This window comes from Streptomyces sp. NPDC003036 (genome assembly GCF_040611175.1).
Taxonomy (GTDB): domain Bacteria; phylum Actinomycetota; class Actinomycetes; order Streptomycetales; family Streptomycetaceae; genus Streptomyces.
In genome coordinates, this window is the sequence record NZ_JBEXNO010000046.1 from 40,934 (window position 1) to 58,182 (window position 17,249).

Annotated in this window: 12 protein-coding genes, 1 tRNA gene and 2 pseudogenes; 4 read left to right on the forward strand and 11 right to left on the reverse strand. The window is 72.7% G+C overall.

The genetic code is table 11. From position 1 onward, the window contains the following. Positions 1-114: 114 nt before the first annotated feature. The 6 genes and pseudogenes from ABZX67_RS28055 to pgsA form a co-directional block, all read right to left on the reverse strand. Positions 115-654: a hypothetical protein gene (locus ABZX67_RS28055; protein WP_355365626.1), complete on the reverse strand. Its 540-nt coding sequence runs from the start codon at positions 652-654 to the stop codon at positions 115-117. 11 nt (positions 655-665) lie between these two features. Further along, positions 666-1,378: pseudogene (locus tag ABZX67_RS28060) on the reverse strand (N-acyl homoserine lactonase family protein). Positions 1,379-1,558: 180 nt separating this feature from the next. After that, a pseudogene (locus tag ABZX67_RS28065) lies at positions 1,559-1,891 on the reverse strand (methyltransferase domain-containing protein); the annotation flags it as partial. Between the two features lie 138 nt (positions 1,892-2,029). Continuing rightward, entirely contained in the window at positions 2,030-3,193 is a 1,164-nt protein-coding gene (locus tag ABZX67_RS28070; protein WP_355365629.1) for a glycosyltransferase family 4 protein, read from the reverse strand. Next, positions 3,190-4,128 carry a phosphatidylinositol mannoside acyltransferase gene (locus ABZX67_RS28075; RefSeq protein ID WP_355365632.1) on the reverse strand — a complete coding sequence of 313 codons (939 nt, stop codon included), beginning with the start codon at positions 4,126-4,128 and terminating at the stop codon, positions 3,190-3,192. Before ABZX67_RS28075 ends, ABZX67_RS28070 begins: the two co-directional genes overlap by 4 nt. Then, a complete protein-coding gene (gene pgsA / locus ABZX67_RS28080; RefSeq protein ID WP_355365635.1) occupies positions 4,125-4,784 on the reverse strand; it encodes a phosphatidylinositol phosphate synthase in 660 nt (219 codons plus the stop codon). The genes ABZX67_RS28075 and pgsA overlap by 4 nt, the downstream gene beginning before the upstream one ends. A gap of 318 nt (positions 4,785-5,102) precedes the next feature. On the opposite strand from pgsA, the gene ABZX67_RS28085 reads away from it, so the two are divergent. Continuing rightward, positions 5,103-7,304, forward strand: a complete 2,202-nt coding sequence (locus tag ABZX67_RS28085) for an elongation factor G-like protein EF-G2 (protein WP_355365638.1) — start codon at positions 5,103-5,105, stop codon at positions 7,302-7,304. A 192-nt stretch (positions 7,305-7,496) separates the two neighbouring features. After that, positions 7,497-9,140 carry a hypothetical protein gene (locus tag ABZX67_RS28090; protein ID WP_355365653.1) on the forward strand — a complete coding sequence of 548 codons (1,644 nt, stop codon included), beginning with the start codon at positions 7,497-7,499 and terminating at the stop codon, positions 9,138-9,140. A 7-nt stretch (positions 9,141-9,147) separates the two neighbouring features. On the opposite strand, the gene ABZX67_RS28095 is transcribed toward ABZX67_RS28090, so the two are convergent. From ABZX67_RS28095 to ABZX67_RS28110, 4 genes are all read right to left on the reverse strand, one after another. Next, the gene (locus tag ABZX67_RS28095; protein WP_355365641.1) at positions 9,148-9,714 is read right to left on the reverse strand and encodes an HIT domain-containing protein; all 567 of its coding nucleotides are present in this window, start codon (positions 9,712-9,714) and stop codon (positions 9,148-9,150) included. Positions 9,715-9,786: 72 nt separating this feature from the next. After that, positions 9,787-11,763 (reverse strand): threonine--tRNA ligase, encoded by a 1,977-nt coding sequence (gene thrS, locus ABZX67_RS28100; protein ID WP_355365644.1) that lies wholly within the window; start codon positions 11,761-11,763, stop codon positions 9,787-9,789. Positions 11,764-11,862: 99 nt separating this feature from the next. Next, positions 11,863-13,134, reverse strand: a complete 1,272-nt coding sequence (locus ABZX67_RS28105; protein ID WP_355365656.1) for a hypothetical protein — start codon at positions 13,132-13,134, stop codon at positions 11,863-11,865. Next, positions 13,131-13,697 carry a DUF4365 domain-containing protein gene (locus tag ABZX67_RS28110; protein WP_355365647.1) on the reverse strand — a complete coding sequence of 189 codons (567 nt, stop codon included), beginning with the start codon at positions 13,695-13,697 and terminating at the stop codon, positions 13,131-13,133. The genes ABZX67_RS28105 and ABZX67_RS28110 overlap by 4 nt, the downstream gene beginning before the upstream one ends. 156 nt (positions 13,698-13,853) lie before the next feature. Between ABZX67_RS28110 and ABZX67_RS28115 the strand changes: the two genes are divergently transcribed. Beyond that, positions 13,854-14,582, forward strand: a complete 729-nt coding sequence (locus ABZX67_RS28115) for a 3'-5' exonuclease (RefSeq protein ID WP_355365650.1) — start codon at positions 13,854-13,856, stop codon at positions 14,580-14,582. Between the two features lie 58 nt (positions 14,583-14,640). On the opposite strand, the gene ABZX67_RS28120 is transcribed toward ABZX67_RS28115, so the two are convergent. Next, positions 14,641-14,715, reverse strand: a tRNA-Val gene (locus tag ABZX67_RS28120). Positions 14,716-17,097: 2,382 nt separating this feature from the next. Between ABZX67_RS28120 and ABZX67_RS28125 the strand changes: the two genes are divergently transcribed. Continuing rightward, a partial coding sequence (locus ABZX67_RS28125; RefSeq protein WP_355365659.1) for a DUF3145 family protein occupies positions 17,098-17,249 on the forward strand: 152 nt, incomplete at its 3' end.

The window sequence follows — 17,249 nt, forward strand, 5'->3', positions numbered from 1 at the left end:
GACCTCACTCGAAAGAACAGGGGGTTTTCGACAACATTGAGGAAACCCGGCGCGGCCAGTCCACATCAAGGGCCAATAGTGAGGTGGTGGCTCGTTTTTCCCACGGTGTGGGCGTTACGGGCGGTCCGCGAGTGCCACGGGGGGCTCGTCGTCCATCTCGAACGCCATCGGGAACGGCGCGTGGCCCGCCAGCCGGAACCAGCGCACCGTGCGGTGCCTGCGCAGCGCCCGCGCCGCCCGTACGGAGTCGTTGTGGAACCGCCGGGCCATCGGCACCCGGCGCACCGCCGCCGCGAGCTCCAGGCACGCCTCCTCGCCGCCGGGCGCCTCCCGTACCGCCTCGACCTGCTCCGGCTCCCCGAACACCGCGCGCAGCGCCTGGCTGAGCTCGCTCTCGGCGACCTCGCGGTGCTCCTCCTCGGCCTGCCGGGCCGCGTGCGCCGCCTCGTACAGCACGATCGACGCCGCCGGGTCCAGCACCTTGGCGGTGGCCAGCTCCTGGGCGACCGAAGCACGCCGTACGAGCTGGGCGTCGAGCGCGGCGCGGGCGGCGTCGATCCGGGCGTGCAGCCGGTCGAGCCGGCCCGCGGTCCAGCTCAGGTAGAGACCGATCGCGACCAGGCCGACGACGATCCAGATGAGGGTTTCGATCACGGGCGCACAGGCTACCGGGGCGCCGGCATGCGCCCTTCCCACACCGACCGGTCGTGCGCAAAGAGGACGCGGCTCGGCTCGAGCTCGGCGAGCCGGTCCAGCCACGGCCGGTAGCGCCCCTCGAACTCCCGGCGCCCTCGGCGCGGGCGCGGCGGGCCATCTCGTCGGACGCGAACTGCGAGGCGAAGTCGTACGCCTGCCCCGCCGGCACCGTGGTGCCCTCGCTCCCGGAGACCACCAGGGACTGGTGCCCGGCCGTGTGCCCGGGCGTCGGGACGACGCGGACCCCCGGCCACACCTCGGCCTCGCCGTCGAGCTCCTCGTAGCGGGCGCCGGGGAAGTCGACGAGCGCGTCGATGGTGTAGCCGCCGGCGCGGGCGGTGGCGAGTTCGCCGCGCTGGACGAGGACGGGGCGGCCCGCGAGGAGCGGGTTCGCGCCGCAGTGGTCGAAGTGGAGGTGGCAGTTCACGACGATGTCGATGTCGCCCGGCGTCACGCCACGCGCCGCGAGCGCCGCGACGAGGTCCTTGCGGCGCGGACGGTAGTGCGCCTCCGCCTCGGGGTCTCCGGCGCCGAGGCCGGTGTCGAAGAGCAGGAGCCCGGCCTCGTGCCGTACGAGGTACGCGAGTACAGGTTCGACGCGCGGGTGCTCGGTGCCCGCCTCGGCGGCGGGGCGGACGAAGTACCCGAGGTCGATCCTTTCGACGGCGGTGTGCTGTCCCATGCCCCCATGATCTCTACGCGCCGGCGCGGCGGAAGAGGGCCGTCCACAGGAAGGGCTCGCCGAAGCGCGGTGACTCGTGCGGTTCGTCGCGCATCCGGCGCAGCTCGACCTCGGTCAGCCCGGCGAAGACGCGGCGCAGCGCCCCGGGCGTGTAGGCGAGACCGCCGTGGAGTCCGCCCTGTCGAACCGGTCCTCGCCTGTGGGCGGCGCGGCCGCGTCACCCACGAGGAAGCGCGCGCCGAGCCCGGCGGCGGCCGCCTTGGCCCGCGCCCGCTCGACCATCCGCGGCGCCAGGTCCACGCCGGTCACCCGGTGCCCGGCCGAGGCGAGGAGCACGGAGAGCGAGCCGGTGCCGCAGCCCACGTCCAGTACGTCGGAGGGCTCGGGCGGCGCCCACCGCAGCACCCGGCTCCGCCACGCGGCACGGGTGGGCGCCGCCCGCAGGCCGTGATCGGGCTCGTCGTCGAACGTCGCCGCGGCGGCGTCCCAGTAGCGCGAGATGGCGGAGGTCAGATCGGCCTGATCGGTCGGCTCGGTCGGTGCGGGCGGTGAGGTCGGCTCGGTCGGTGAGGTCGGCTCGGTCGGTGCGGTCACGGAAGTGATCGTCGCAGGCACCACTGACAACGCCCGGCGACAGCCGGAAACGGGCGCCTAGTCCCGCGCCAGCCCCCAGCGGGCCCGCAGGCCCCCCGCCCGCTCGTCGGCGGCCACCGAGGCCGCGCCGTCCGTCACCGTCTCGTACACCGCCAGGATGTCCGCGCCGACCGTCGACCAGTCGAAGCGCCGCACATGCGCGCTGCCCCGCTCGTGGAGCTCCTGGCGGCGGGCCGGGTCGCCGAGGAGGCGGATCGCCGCGTCCGCCAGCGCGTCCGCGTCCTCGTTGGCGAACAGCTCGCCCGCCGCGCCCTTGTCCAGCACCTGCGTGAACGCGTCCAGGTCGCTGGCCAGCACCGGCGCGCCCGCCGACATGGCCTCCACCAGGATGATGCCGAAGCTCTCGCCACCCGTGTTGGGCGCCACGTACACGTCCACGCTGCGCAGCAGCCGCGCCTTGTCCTCGTCGCTGACCATGCCGAGGAACTCCACCCGGCGGCGCATGGCGGCCGGGAGGGAGGCGACGGCCTCCTCCTCGTCGCCCCGGCCCGCGACCAGCAGCCGGGTCTCGGGCCGGGCCTCCAGGATCCTCGGCAGCGCCTTCATCAGCACCGGCAGCCCCTTGCGCGGCTCGTCGATCCGGCCGATGAAGCCGAGCGTGCCGCCCTGCCACTCCGGCTTGGGGTCGGCCTTGGCGAAGAAGTCGACGTCCACCCCGTTCGGGATGACCACCGCGTCCCCGCCCAGGTGCTCGACGAGCGTGCGGCGGGCGTACTCGCTCACCGCGATCCGCGCGCTGATCTTCTCCAGCGCCGGCTGGAGGATCGGGTACGCCGCGATCATCGCGCGCGAGCGCGGGTTGGAGGTGTGGAAGGTGGCCACGATGGGTCCCTGCGCCGCCCAGCACGCCAGCAGCCCCAGCGACGGCGACGCCGGCTCATGGATGTGGATCACGTCGAACGTGCCGTCGTGCAGCCAGCGCCGCACCCGCGCCGCCGACAGGAAGCCGAAGTTCAGCCGGGCCACCGAGCCGTTGTACGGCACGGGCACCGCGCGCCCCGCCGACACCACGAACGGCGGCAGCGGCGTGTCGTCGTCGGCCGGGGCGAGGACGGACACCTCGTGCCCGAGCCGGATCAGGTGGTCCGCGAGGTCACGGATGTGGAACTGGACGCCGCCCGGCACGTCCCACGCGTACGGGCATACGATGCCGATCCTCACGACGTCACCTGGTCCTGGTCCTGACCCCGGTCCCGATCCTGGTCCAGGTCCGCCAGCCACAGCCGCTGCAGCATGTGCCAGTCCTCCGGGTGCTCGGCGATCCCGGTGGCGAAGGCGTCGGCCAGCGCCTGCGTCATGGCCGCCGTCTTCTCCGCCCGCGTCCCCGTCTCCGGCACCTCCACCGGGGGATGGACCCGCGCCTTCAGGACCGGCGTGTCGTCGTACCAGAGCGTCGCCGGCAGCAGCAGCGCACCCGTCTGCTGCGCCAGCATCGCGGGCCCCGCCGGCATCCGCGCCGCCTCTCCGAAGAACTTCACCTCGACGCCCGACGACGCCGACAGGTCCCGGTCCGCCACCAGGCACACCAGCCCGCCCGCGCGCAGCCGCCGCGCCAGCGTCCCGAACGCCGACCCGCCGGTGTGCGGCAGCACCTCCATGCCCAGCGACTCGCGGTACGCCACGAACCGGTCGTACAGCGACTCCGGCTTCAGCCGCTCGGCCACCGTCGTGAACGGCACGCCCAGCGACCGCGTCACCCACACCCCGGCCAGGTCCCAGTTCGCCAGGTGCGGCAGCGCCAGCACCACCCCGCGCCCGGAGGCCAGCCCGTCCGTCAGGCGGTGGACCTCCCGCACCTCGACGCTGTCGGCGACCCGCCGCGCACTCCACGCCGGCAGCCGGAAGGACTCCATCCAGTAGCGCATGTACGAGCGCATCCCGGCCCGGGACAGCTCGGCCAGCCGCTCCGGGGACGCGTCCGGCACCACGCGCGCGAGGTTGGACTCCAGCCGCAGCACGCCCTTGCCGCGCCGCTTCCACGCCGTGTCGGCGATGCGCCGCCCGAGGCCCACCGCCACCGGCTCCGGCAGCTTCTTGACCGCCGCCCAGCCCAGCCCGTACAGCGCGTCCGTCAACCGGTCGCTCGCCCCGCTCATGTGGCCTCACTCCCCCGTGCCCCGGCGGCGTCCGCCTCCGCGGCCTCGCGCCGCACCGTCACCACGCGCTGGCCCAATGTCACCGCGCTTCCCACGGCCACCAGCCACAGGGCGATCGGCAGCAGCACCTGGATGCCCGGTACGCCGAAGCCGTGCAGCCCCGCGAGGCCCGCCGCCACCAGCGAGACGACCAGCCGCTCCGCGCGCTCGACCAGGCCGTTCACCGCCACCGGCAGGCCGATGGACTCGCCCCGCGCCTTGGTGTACGACACGACCTGGCCGCTCGCCAGGCAGAAGATGGCCACGGCACACAGCACATTGTCGTCGCCCTTGCCCGCGTACCACAGCGCGAAGCCACCGAAGATGGCGCCGTCCGCCACCCGGTCCAGGGTCGAGTCCAGGAAGGCCCCCCAGCGGCTGGAGATCCCCGCCTGACGGGCCATATTGCCGTCCACCAGGTCCGAGAACACGAACAGCGTGATGACGATCGTGCCCCAGAAGAACTCGCCCCGCGGGAAGAAGACCAGCGCCCCGGCCACCACCCCCGCCGTGCCGATGAGGGTGACGGCGTCGGGACTCACTCCGCGGCGGAGCAGAAACGCGGCGAACGGTGTGAGAACACGCGTGAAAAACGCACGCGCGTACTTGTTCAGCATGGCCTTCCCGAGGGTCGGTGAGCCGCGCGGCCCCATCGGCCACCGGCTGGCCCATCGTAGCCAGCGCCGCCCCGTCAATACCCCTGGGCACCGCACACCCCACGTGGCGTCGGCGAATACCCGCTCCCGGCCCGCCGCGTACATCCCGCGTATGTCCCGCGTATGTCCGTCGTATGGACGCGGCCTGACCGGAGTGGAAAGCTCGAAAGACCACCGCGGGCACCGCCGGAGCTGCCCCGCTCAGGGTCGCTCCCCCGCGCCCGCGCCCCCCACCTCCACCGTGCACGCACCGTGCACCGGCGATCAGGAGGAAGAATCATGGGCGACAAGGCGAACACCCACCCAGGAGCCGCCGGCAGGGCTCTTACGGCCGACCAGCCCGCATCGGTACGGAATGTGGTGCTGGTCGGCCACAGCGGATCCGGCAAAACCACCCTCGTCGAGGCCCTCGCGCTGACCGCCGGAGCGGTCAACCGGGCAGGACGGGTCGAGGACGGCGCCACGGTCTCCGACTACGACGAGATCGAGCACCGTCAGCAACGCTCCGTACAGCTCTCCCTCGTCCCCGTCGGCTGGGACGGCTACAAGATCAACCTGCTCGACACCCCCGGATACGCCGACTTCGTCGGCGAGCTCCGGGCCGGCCTGCGCGCCGCGGACGCGGCCCTCTTCGTCGTATCGGCGGCCCAGGAGGCCGACGCCGTCGCCGGCTCCACCCGGATGGTCTGGGAGGAGTGCGCGGCCGTCGGCATGCCCCGCGCCATCGTCGTCACGCACCTCGACACCGCGCGCACCGACTTCGAGCAGCTCACCCAGGTCCTGGCCGGCATCTTCGGCGGCGACGACCCCGACGCCATACTCCCGCTCTACCTGCCCGTGCTCGGCCCCGAGGCACCCGACGGGCACGCCCCGGCCACCGGCCTGGTCGGCCTGCTCACCCAGAAGATCTTCGACTACTCCTCCGGCGAACGGAAGGAGAACCCACCCGACGACACCCAGCGCGACCTCATCGCCGAGGCCCGCAACCGCCTGATCGAAGGGATCATCGCCGAGAGCGAGGACGAGACCCTCATGGACCGCTACCTCGGCGGCGAGGAGATCGACCTCAAGACCCTCATCGAGGACCTCGAGAAGGCCGTCGCACGCGGCACCTTCCACCCCGTCCTGGCCGCCGCCCCCGGCGGCAAGCAGGGCCTCGGCACCGTCGAACTGCTGGAGCTGATCACCCGCGGCTTCCCCACGCCCCTGGAGCGCGAGGCACCCGCCGTGACCACCCCGGACGGCAGGCCGCGCCCGGCGATCGGCTGCGACCCCGACGGCCCGCTGGTGGCCGAGGTCGTCAAGACGTCGTCCGACCCGTACGTCGGCCGGATCTCACTGGTACGCGTCTTCTCCGGCACCCTGCGCCCCGACGAGACCGTCCACGTCTCGGGGCACGGCCTCGCCGACCGCGGCCACGAGGACCACGACGTCGACGAACGCGTCGGCGCCCTGTCCGCGCCCTTCGGCAAGCAGCAGCGGCAGATGAACCACTGCATCGCCGGCGACCTGTGCTGCGTGGGCAAGCTGGTCCGCGCCGAGACCGGAGACACCCTCTCCGCCAAGGACGACCCGCTCCTCATGGAGCCCTGGACCATGCCCGACCCGCTGCTGCCGCTCGCCATCCAGGCCCACAGCAAGGCGGACGAGGACAAGCTCTCCCAGGGCCTCGCGCGGCTCGCCGCCGAAGACCCCACCATGCGCCTCGAACAGAACCAGGACACCGGGCAGGTCGTCCTGTGGTGCCTGGGCGAAGCCCACATGGACGTCGCCCTGGAACGGCTGCGTACCCGCTATGGCGTCCAGGTCGACGCCGTACCGCACAAAGTGGCCCTCCGCGAGACGTTCGCCGACAAGTCGGCGGGGCGCGGACGGCACGTCAAACAGTCCGGCGGACACGGCCAGTACGCCATCTGCGAGATCGAGGTCGAACCGCTGCCCCAGGGCTCCGGCATCGAGTTCGTCGACAAGGTGGTGGGCGGCGCGGTGCCCCGCCAGTTCATCCCGTCCGTCGAGAAGGGCGTACGGGCCCAGGCCGCGAAGGGCGTCGCCGCCGGGCACCCGCTCGTCGACGTACGCGTCACCCTCCGGGACGGCAAGGCGCACTCGGTGGACTCCTCCGACGCCGCCTTCCAGACCGCCGGCGCCCTGGCCCTGCGCGAAGCCGCCGCCGACGCCCGGATCAACCTCCTCGAACCCGTCGCCGAACTGCAGGTCCTCGTCCCCGACGAGTACGTCGGCCCCGTCATGAGCGACCTGTCCGGCCGCCGGGGCCGCGTCGTCGGCACCGAACAGGCCGGCCCCGGACGGACCCTCGTCCGCGCCGAGGTGCCCGAGCTGGAGATCGGGCGGTACGCCGTCGACCTCCGCTCCCTCTCCCACGGCACGGGCAGGTTCGACCGGACGTACGCGCGCCACGAACCCATGCCCGCCCATGTGGCCGAGAAGGTCCGAGAAAAGACCGAAATCCGACAAAGCTGACCCCGACTGATCAGCCGCCTGCCGCAACTCACCCGCGGTGGGCGGCATTCGGCCGTCTCCGGACGCCGGACCGCGCACCCCGATAGGCTGTAGTGCTCAGCTCAGCCCGGTCACCAGGTGTGCCGGGCACGGTCGTTGGGAAGGCCGCAGAGCGGACAGCTGTGAGAGGTGGGGGCGGCGGCAGTGACGACGATGGACAGTTTCGGCCCCGGGGCGCAGATCCCGATCCAGGGCTCGGCCGGACAGACGGCGGCGACGCACGCCCTCGCGTCCGCCGCCTACCGCGACGACAAGATCGAGAAGATCCTCGAGACCAACAACGAATGGCACGAGTCGACGGTGAAGAAGGGCAAGTTCTCGCTCTTCGAACCCAACCTCGGCGAAGCCTTCTCCCGCGCCGTACAGGTCAGGATGCTGGGCGGCGCGCGCAAGCCGCTCATCCAGTCCTTCGGCGCCGAACCGCAGACGGTCGTCGAGCACTGCCTGGCAGCCACCAACATCCGCAAGCAGCGCGACAAGCTGCTCACCCTGATCACCGTCTTCTTCGGCGTCGTCTTCCTGCCCGGCATGCTCGTCTGGATGACGGTCTTCCAGGTGCGCAGCAGCCTGGCGAAGTCCTCCAAGAACAAGAACGCCGGCGCCCTGGGCACCGGCCTCCTCGTCGGCGTCGGCATCCTCGCCGTCATCTTCCTGCTCCGGCTGCCCTTCACCGGCTTCCTGGCGCTCTACCTCCGGCTCATGATCGTCGCCCCGGTCATCGGCTGGTTCCTCGCGAAACGGGTCTGCGAGCGCACCGCCACGGACCTGCGCGCCCGCTGGGACTCCCTGCTCAGCGGGGGCGGCGGCATCGGACCCAAGATCCCCGAAGCCGTGCCCCACGACCCCAACGAGACCGCCGCCGAGGAGCTGCGCCGGTCCCTGGAGAAGCTCACCGCCGAGCAGCGCTCCAACGTCGTCTTCTACGCCGGCCCCAAGGGCATACTCGGCATGGGCACCCGCTGGGGCAGCTGGCACCTCGCCGAGGAGCTCGTCCCCAAGGACGGCAAGGAGATCCACGCGTTCCGCACCTGGGACGTCATCCGCCCCATCCACGACCAGCTCAAGCTGCTCGAACGCGGCACCCTCAAGTCCGGCTTCCCCACCCCGTCGGTCAGCCACTGGATCGTCTCCCCCGTCGGCGAAGGCGCCAAGGAGGTCGCCCGCCCCGAGGGCGAGGACGTCGTCGCGTACCAGGTCAAGCCGCACGAGATACAGCGCGTCTGCAACGAGAATCAGTTCGGCAAGGGCAACCGCCACTACCTCGGCGTGCAGTTCGTCCTCTGGGACGGCCAGCTGGTCCTCACCATGATGGTCACCGTCACCGCACTCCTGCACACGCTCCGCATCGAGGTCACCGGCCACGCCCTCGGCCCCGTCCACTCCCTCTTCACGACGAAGCCGGAACCGCCGAAGAAGGAGGTCTCCAAGACCGTCCGGTTCTGGGAGACCAAGGAGGTGCTGCTGCCGCTGATCACCAACGACGAAGTCGTACGGCTGGCCGTCCGCGCCCCGCTGACCTGGTTCCCGCCGCTCCTCGACTTCCTCGGCGGCAAGCTGGTCCTGCCCGAGCCCTTCGGCCTGCGGCACGCCTGGGCCGCCCAGCCCTGGCGCCACCGCTTCATGGCCGACGACGCCATCCGCGCGGCCACGCCCGTCCTGCGGGCGGTGCACTCCGCGACCATCAAGATGCTCGACGAGCACGGCGTGGACACGGAGCGCTTCACCAACCGCTCGATGGTGATCAGCGGGCTCATCCAGGACCCGATGCCGAAGAAGGCGGACGTGTACGACGCGTGAGGCGTGCCTAGGCGGTGGTCGTCGGCCAGGCGTCGGCGAGCATCCGCCGGGTGTCCGCGAGGAGTTGCGGCAGCACCTTGGTGTGGCCGACGACGGGCATGAAGTTGGTGTCGCCGCCCCAGCGCGGCACGACGTGCTGATGCAGATGGGCGGCGATCCCGGCGCCGGCGGCAGCGCCCTGGTTCATACCGATGTTGAACCCGTGCGCGCCGGAGGCGGTGCGCAGGGCGGCCATCGCCTGCTTGGTGAACACCGCCAGCTCGGCGGTCTCGGCGTCGTCGAGCTCGGTGTAGTCGGCGACGTGCCGGAACGGGACGACCATGAGGTGCCCGCCGTTGTACGGGTACAGGTTCAACACCGCGTACACCTTCTCGCCCCGCGTGACGACCAGCCCGTCCTCGTCGGACTTCGCCGGGATGGTGCAGAACGGGCAGCCGTCGTCGGCCCCGGGGCCGGTGGGCTTGTTCTCACCCTGGATGTACGCCATCCGGTGGGGCGTCCACAGGCGCTGGAACGCGTCAGGCGTCCCTACTCCGATCTGCTGCTCCGGCTCAGTCGTCATGCGAGCCAGCATATTCGCTGGGGGTGACAGCGGATGCGGCGAGGGGCGGCCCCATAAGGGATCGCCCCTCGCCGCACCTCAGGGTCAGACCTGGACGCGGCGCTCCACCACGTCAACGATCTTCGCGATCGCCTGGACACGGGGAATCCCGTTCTCCTGCGAACCGTCCCGGTAGCGGAAGGAGACCGTGCCCGCCGCCATGTCATCGTCGCCGACGATGATCATGAACGGAACCTTGCTGCGCTGCGCGTTGCGGATCTTCTTCTGCATCCGGTCCGAGGACGCGTCCACCTCGACCCGCAGGCCCTTCTTCTTCGCCTCGGCGGCGAACTCCTGGAGGTACGGGACGTGCGCGTCGCCGACCGGGATGCCGACCGCCTGGACCGGAGCCAGCCAGGCCGGGAAGGCGCCCGCGTAGTGCTCCAGCAGCACCGCGAAGAACCGCTCGATCGAGCCGAAGAGCGCCCGGTGGATCATGACCGGCCGCTGCTTGGAGCCGTCGGCCGCCGTGTACTCCAGGTTGAACCGCTCCGGCAGGTTGAAGTCGACCTGGATGGTCGACATCTGCCACGTACGACCGATGGCGTCCTTGGCCTGGACGGAGATCTTCGGCCCGTAGAAGGCCGCGCCGCCCGGGTCGGGGGTCAGAGGCAGGCCCTGCTTTTCGGCCGCCTTGCGCAGCACCTCCGTGGCCTCTTCCCAGACCTCGTCGGAGCCGACGAACTTCTCCGGGTCCTTGGTGGACAGCTCGAGGTAGAAGTCGTTCAGACCGTAGTCCCGCAGCAGGTTCAGCACGAAGGTCAGCAGCGAGTCGAGCTCGTCCGCCATCTGTTCCTTGGTGCAGTAGATGTGCGCGTCGTCCTGGGTGAAGCCACGGGCCCGGGTCAGGCCGTGCACCACGCCGGACTTCTCGTACCGGTACACCGTCCCGAACTCGAACATGCGCAGCGGCAGCTCGCGGTAGGACCGGCCCCGCGCGTCGAAGATCAGGTTGTGCATCGGGCAGTTCATGGGCTTGAGGTAGTAGTCCACGCCCTCGTCGAGCTGCATGGGCGGGTACATGCCCTCGGCGTACCAGTCCAGGTGACCCGACTTCTCGAACAGCTTGCCCTTGGTGGCGTGCGGGGTGTAGACGAACTCGTACCCCGCCTCCTCGTGCCTCTTCCTCGAGTAGTCCTCCATGGCCCGGCGGATGATGCCGCCCTTGGGGTGGAAGACCGCGAGGCCGGAGCCGATCTCGTCGGGGATGGAGAAGAGGTCCAGTTCGCTGCCGAGCTTGCGGTGGTCGCGCTTCTCCGCCTCTGCGAGGAAGTCCAGGTACGCCTTCAGCTCGTCCTTGGACGGCCACGCGGTGCCGTAGATGCGCTGGAGCATCGGATTCTTCTCGCTGCCGCGCCAGTACGCAGCGGCGTTGCGCATCAGCTTGAACGCCGGGATGTTGCGGGTGCTGGGCAGGTGCGGGCCCCGGCAGAGGTCCTTCCAGCACAGCTCGCCGGTCTTGGCGTCCAGGTTGTCGTAGATGGTCAGCTCACCGGCGCCGACCTCGACGTCCGCGCCGTCGTCGCTGGAGGCGGAGCCCTTGATGCCGATGAGCTCGAGCTTGTACGGCTCGTTCGCCAGCTCCTCGCGGGCGGCCTCGTCGGTGACGACCCTGCGCGCGAACTTCTGCCCGCGCTTCTGGATCTCCTGCATTTTCTTCTCGATGGCCTTCAGGTCATCGGGGGTGAAGGGACGCTCGACGTCGAAGTCGTAGTAGAAGCCGTCCTTCACCGGCGGGCCGATGCCCAGCTTCGCCTCGGGGAAGAGCTCCTGCACGGCCTGCGCCATGACGTGCGCGGTGGAGTGGCGCAGGATGTTGAGGCCGTCCTCGGAGGAGATCTCGACCGGCTCGACGGTCTCGCCGTCCCGGACCTCGTACGCGAGGTCCTTGAGCTCGCCCGCGACGCGCGCCGCGACGATGGTGCGCTCGCCGGAGAAGAGGTCGGCGGCGGTAGTGCCCGTCGTCACCACGCGCTCTTCCCGCTCGGAATCGCGTTGGATGATCACACGGACGTCTGACACCGGTCTCTCCTACCTGAAGGGGAAGCGCCGCATTCGTATCGCGCGCGCCGTACCGAATGGTACCGAGCGACGGACGCGCCCCGCGAAACGGTTTCCCCCTCAGTCCCCCGGCCCGTCCGCCTCGCCGAAGAAGCCCAGGTTCTCCTGGAGGGACTTCATCAGCCGGTCCCGTTCCGCCTCGTCGACCTGGACGGGTACGACCTCGGAGGCGTCGGTGAGCCGCCGGAAGCCGCCCCGGCTCTCCAGGCGCCCGGTGACGCGGAGGGGCAGGCCGTGCAGGTGGGCGTAGCCCGCCGTGCGGTACGCGTCCTCGTCCAGCGCCACCCGTACGTGCGGCACCTCCGCCCCGGCCAGCACCCGGAGCCGTACGGTGCCCGGTCCGCGCGGTCCCGAGCGGCGCAGGCGTACGACGGCTCCGGTGAGGCGGACGGGGACGGAGGGCTCGTCCTGGAGGTAGCGGGCGCCGGCCTCGCGCAGGGCGGGCAGGTCGCCCGGGGAGAACTCGACCGGTTCGGGGCGGGGCGCGCACCCTTCGGGCGCTCCGGCTGCGGGGGCCCAGGCGAGGGCGATCGCGGCGCCTTCGGCGCCGCGTACGAACGCGATGAGGGCCTCGGTGAGCTCGCGGCTGGCGCCGGCCTCGACGGCGGCGTCGAAGGCGTCGTGCCGTCCGGTGGCCCGCTGGTAGTCGACGGCCTCGCGGGTGGCGTACAGGGCGTGGTAGAGCCGTGCGGTGACCGCCCGGCCGGGTTCGACGGGGACGAAGGCGGTGAGGCCGCGTCCGCCGGGGGCCGCCGCCACGAGGACGCCGTTCAGGAGGGCCTGGGCCTGCCTGCGGTGGCGTGCGCCGTGGTAGCGGGCGCGGCCGCGTACGGCGAGGGCTCCGGCGAGGAGGATCTGGCGGGCGGCGGAGCGGAGCTGATCCTGGGCGGTCCAGGTGGCGGTGGCGGAGGGGCCCGGGGGTGTGTCGCGCCACCAGCGGATCTCGTCGCTGGGCACGGTGAGGCCGACGAGCACCTCGCGGGCGGAGGGCGCGGGGCAGCGGGCGAGCGCGGTGAGGGCTTCGCCGAGGAGGTCGTCGCAGTCCGGGAAGGCGCGGCTTTCGGGGACGAGGAGGCTGATGGGCGTGGTGCCGGGCCCGGGCGGGGTCCAGCGGCTGTAGTGCCCGGTCGCGCCGCCGCGGCGCCGCCAGCCGTGCCGGCCGAGCAGCGCGCCGAGGACGAGAGGGTCGACACGGGCGGGGTCGAGGGCGGGGCCGGTGGCTCCGGGGCTGGCGGCGGGGGCCGCGCCCGTCCACGGGGACGCCGGGGCCGGGGCCCCGGTCACAGGGTGGGGATGGGGCCGCATGGGCTCATCGGTCGGCCGGTGCATCAGGGTCTTCCTCCCGCCCCGACCCGGGTCATGATCTCGCAGAGTGCCCGGTCGTCGAAGATCCGTGTGGTGGGGATGCGCACGGTGGTGCGGCGCCTGCCGGTGACCGGGTGGCCCGCGAGGTTGGTCCAGTAGCAGCAGTGCCGCAGGTCGAGGCCGTCGTGGCCGGCGCGCAGCCACTCCTCCCGGACCCTGGGGACGATCATCACGACCAGGATCTTGTGCACGGCGACGGGGGTGCGGGCGAGCTTCACCAGGTGTTCGTTGTCGAGGGTGAAGGAGAACGTCGGCCCCGGCGGGTGCGGTGGGATCTGGTACGTGGCCTTGAGCTGCACCTTGATGGTGACTTCGTCGTCGACCACGTGCCCGGGGGCGCTGTGGCTGACGTGCCAGTCGATGCCGTTGTCGGGAAAGGGCTGGGAGAGCGAGCAGCCGGCGGCGGCCGCGACCGCGTGGAGGTAGCCCACTTGGAGGGTCTCCATGCAGGCGGTGGTGGCGAGTGCGCCCCGCAGCGGTGCGATCTGCTGGGGAAGCAGCCCCCCGTGTTCGGGCTGCGCGAGCGCCATGGCTCTTCATGCCTTCCAGGCGACGACGGGGCGTCAGTTCGACAACCCCTCACCTGTGTTGTCACCGTGTTGCGTACGGTGCAAACGGCGCGGGTATCACCGTTCCGGGCAGATCGCATGACGCCATCTGCCGGGCACGCGCGAGGAGTTCGGGGTATGACGCTCTGGTACGAGGGGCCCCTGGCCGCATTCGACACGGAAACCACGGGAGTTGACGTCGAGCGGGACCGGATCGTGTCGGCCGCCGTCGTCGTTCAGGACACGGCGGGCGGGCGGGTCCGGGCCACACGGTGGCTGGTGAATCCGGGGATACCGGTGCCGCCCGAGGCGACCGAGGTGCACGGCCTGACGGACGATCACCTGCGGCGCAACGGGCGCTGGCCGGCTCCGGTGATGGAGGAGATAGGCCGGGCGCTGGCGGATCACTGTGCGGCGGGGCGGCCGCTGGTGGTGATGAACGCGCCGTTCGATCTGACGCTGCTGGACCGGGAGCTGCGTCGCCATCGGGCCTCGTCGTTCGGGCGCTACCTGGAGAACGTGCCGCTGTGCGTGCTGGATCCGAGGGTGCTGGACAAGCATCTGGACCGGTACCGCAAGGGCCGGCGCACGCTGTCGGACCTGTGTGCCGAGTACGAGGTCGCGCTGGAGGGGGCGCACGACGCGGCGGCGGACGCGACGGCGGCGCTGGAGGTGGTACGGGCGCTGGGGCGGCGGTTCGCGGCGCGCCTGGAGCGGCTGTCGCCGGCGGAGCTGCACGCGCTGCAGGCGGTGTGGCACGCGGCGCAGGCGCGCGGGCTGCAGGCGTGGTTCGCGCGCAACGGGACGCAGGAGGCGGTGGATCCGGCATGGCCCCTGCGCCCGGAGGTGCCGGCGGCGGCCGCGTAGTACCGCTCTCACGGGATACGAAAAAGCCGGTCCGTACGGTGACGGACCGGCTTCCCGGTGGTGGGCGATACTGGGTTCGAACCAGTGACCTCTTCGGTGTGAACGAAGCGCTCTCCCACTGAGCTAATCGCCCGGGAACGCACTGAACCATACAGGTCCGGGTGCGTTTCCTTCAAACCCGTTAACGCTCGACCTCGTGGGCCGGGCGTACTCACGCGCATCTGAGTACGAGCGCCGATGCCGGGGCCCCGTGACGGGCGCCACACTCCGCCGTATGGACAACATTCTGCCGCCCGCGCAGGAGCTGGTGCTCCTCGACCGTGAGCTGGCTCGACTGGATGCGCGGCGCGCGCAGTTGCTGGCGCGCCGGGCATGGCTGCTGAGCGTGCTGTACCCGCCCGCCCCGTCCACCGCGGCCGTCGCGCCCCGGGAAACCACGCCCCGGAGCGCGCAGAACGTGCTGCTGATGCTGGGCGGCGTGCTGCTGGCGGTGGCCGCCGTCGCCTTCACGCTGGTCAGCTGGGGCCACTTGGGGATCGGTGGTCGTGCCGCCGTGCTCGGTGTCGTGACGGCCGTGGCGCTGGCGGCGCCGGTGGCGCTGCTGCGGCGGGGGCTGGCGTCGACAGCCGAGTCGGTGGCGGCGCTGGGTCTGGTGCTGATGGTGCTGGACGCGTACGCGCTGCACCGGGTGGCGCTGCCGGGCGCGGACGGGCTGGGGTACGCGGCGGTCGCCTCGGGCGTGCTGGCGGTGGTGTGGGCGGGTTACGGCTCGGGGGCCGGGCGGCTGCGGCTGCCGTTGCCCGCGGCGGTGGCGGCGGCGCAACTGCCGCTGCCGCTGGGGGCGCTGGCGGCGGACGCGGGTGCCGTGTCGGTGGCGTGGGCGATGCTGGTGACGGCCGGGTTGGACGTGGTGCTGGCGCTGTGGGCGCGGCCGTCGATGCTGGTGCGCGGGGTGGCGTGTGCCGGGGCGTGCGTCGCGGGCGCCTGGGTGGTGCTGACGGGTGTCCGGCTGTCGGTGGTGACGGGTGGCGCCGGGGCGGCGGTGCTGCTGCTGGCGGCGTCGGGCCTGGCGCTGTACGTGGCGTGGCGCACGGCCGCGCTCCGGGAGGACGTGGCGGTGGTGTGCGCCGTGGTGGCGGGCCTGGCGGCGGTGGCCGGTGCGGGCGGGCTGCTGCGCGGGGCGCTGCCGGCGGGGTGGGCGGTGCCGGGGTATCTGCTGTGCGCGGTGGCCGTGGCGGCGGCGGTCTGGGCCGGGCGGGTGCCCGGCGGTGTGCGGCTGGGGCTGCTCGGCGCGTCGGGCGTGGTCCAGGGCCTGTCGGTGGCGTGGGCGGCGGCGCCGCTGGTGGTGGCTGTGGTGCGGCCGGGCCATGGGGCGCCGTGGACGACGCCGGTGGTGCTGGTGGCGGTGGCTGCGGCGCTCATGGTGCCTCGGCGGGCGGCTGCCGGGGCGGGTGCGCTGATCGTGGGGTCGGCGGCGGCGCTGTCCCTCCCGGAGGCGGTGCGGCTTCCGTACGCGGCGTCCCTGACGGCGCGGCTGGTGCTGACGGCGGCGTTGCTGGCCCTGGTGGCCCGTCCGGAGGTGTGGGCGCGGCGGCTGCCGCGGGAGGGCCGGGCGGTCGCTCCCGGTGGTGTTCTGGCGGCCGTGGCGCTCGCGTGCGGGCTGGCGTCGGCCGCGGTGGCCGCGTGGGCGGCGAGTACGGGGCCGGTGGCCTCGGTGGTGGTGCCGGGGGTGCTGGCCGCGCTGTTCGCGGGCGCAGCGCTGGCGGCGGTGGCGCAGGGCGTGACCGTACGGGCGGTGGCGGCGTGCGTGGCGGTCGTGGCCGCGACGGGGTGCGTGGGCGCGGGCGCCGGCCTCGCCGGGCTGCAGGCGCGCGGCACGGCGCTCGCGTTGCTCGCGGTGCCCGCCGCGACCGTCGCTGTGGGTGCCCGGCTGCGGCTCCACCCGGTGGCGCTGCCGGTCGAGCTGACCGGTGCGGGCGCGTCGCTCGTGGCGGTGGGCCTCGCGGCCGCCCGCCCGGCGCACCTGGCGCTCGTGCTGGCGCTGTGCGGTGTGCTGGCGGCGGCGACGGCGCTGCGCCCGGAGCGGCGTCCTGCCGCGGGGTACGCGGCCGCGGCGCTGTTCGTGGCGGCGGCGTGGGTGCGGCTGGCCGCCTCGGGGGTGGCGGCGCCGGAGGCGTACACGCTGCCGGTGACCGTGCCGGCGCTGGTGGTGGGCGTGCTGCGCAGGCGGCGCGACCCGGAGGCGTCGTCGTGGACGGCGTACGGGCCGGGGCTGGCCGCGACGCTGGTGCCGAGCCTGGTCGCGGCGTGGGGCGACGCGGAGTGGGAGCGGCCGCTGCTGCTGGGGCTGGGGGCGCTCGCGGTCACGCTGGCGGGGGCGCGGTTGCGGCTCCAGGCGCCGCTGGTGCTGGGCGGTGCGGCACTGGCGCTGGTGGGGCTGCACGAGCTGGCGCCGTACATCGCGCAGGTGGTGGGTGCGCTGCCGCGCTGGCTGCCGCCGGCCCTGGCGGGGCTGCTGCTCCTCGGGGTGGGCGCGACGTACGAGCAGCGGCTGCGGGACGCGCGCCGGCTGGTCGAATGGGCGGTCGCGGGTGTGCTCGGCGGGCGGGTCCAGCTGGACTGGATCCGGCAGCCGGCCTCCCCGGGCACGTGGCGAGCCGAATTCTC

Excerpts from the sequence above, each read along its gene's own strand:
- ABZX67_RS28110 (WP_355365647.1), bottom strand. The coding sequence starts at position 13,697 with ATGGCGCTCGCGCAGCCCGAACACGGGGGGCTGCTTCCCCAGCAGATC.
- ABZX67_RS28085 (WP_355365638.1), top strand. The coding sequence starts at position 5,103 with ATGGGCGACAAGGCGAACACCCACCCAGGAGCCGCCGGCAGGGCTCTT.
- ABZX67_RS28090 (WP_355365653.1), top strand. The coding sequence starts at position 7,497 with ATGGACAGTTTCGGCCCCGGGGCGCAGATCCCGATCCAGGGCTCGGCC.
- ABZX67_RS28075 (WP_355365632.1), bottom strand. The coding sequence starts at position 4,128 with ATGAGCGGGGCGAGCGACCGGTTGACGGACGCGCTGTACGGGCTGGGC.
- pgsA (WP_355365635.1), bottom strand. The coding sequence starts at position 4,784 with ATGCTGAACAAGTACGCGCGTGCGTTTTTCACGCGTGTTCTCACACCG.
- ABZX67_RS28115 (WP_355365650.1), top strand. The coding sequence starts at position 13,854 with ATGACGCTCTGGTACGAGGGGCCCCTGGCCGCATTCGACACGGAAACC.
- ABZX67_RS28095 (WP_355365641.1), bottom strand. The coding sequence starts at position 9,714 with ATGCTGGCTCGCATGACGACTGAGCCGGAGCAGCAGATCGGAGTAGGG.